The organism is Staphylococcus sp. 231237_7MaSpsaltlick (assembly GCF_043107035.1).
The window spans coordinates 1-383 of record NZ_JBICNX010000455.1 but is presented as its reverse complement, the minus strand read 5'-3'; the positions used below and the strand labels follow the sequence as shown (position 1 = coordinate 383).

General features: G+C 45.2%; 1 protein-coding gene. It reads left to right on the top strand.

The features are described from left to right. Positions 1 to 383, top strand: a 383-nt coding sequence (locus tag ACF91D_RS32325) for an Ig-like domain-containing protein (RefSeq protein WP_392438798.1), incomplete at both ends; no start/stop codon positions are given.

Here is a 383-nt window from a genome sequence, read left to right as displayed (position 1 = left end):
AGCTTGTAGTTACTTCTAAAGATAAAGAGGGCAACACATCCGAAGAAGCGACGACAACAGTAGTAGACACAACAGCACCAGAAGCACCAACGGTGAATGAGGTAACAAGTGAAGATACACAAGTCAAAGGTACTGCAGAGCCAGGCTCAACGGTAACCGTAACATTCCCAGATGGCACAACAGCAACAGGTACAGCAGATGACGAAGGCAACTATACAGTAGAAATCCCATCAAATGTGGACTTGAATGGTGGAGAAGATATCGTAGTTACTTCTAAAGATAAAGAGGGCAACACATCCGAAGAAGCGACGACAACAGTAGTAGACACAACAGCACCAGAAGCACCAACGGTGAACGAGATAACAAGCGAAGACACAACAGTT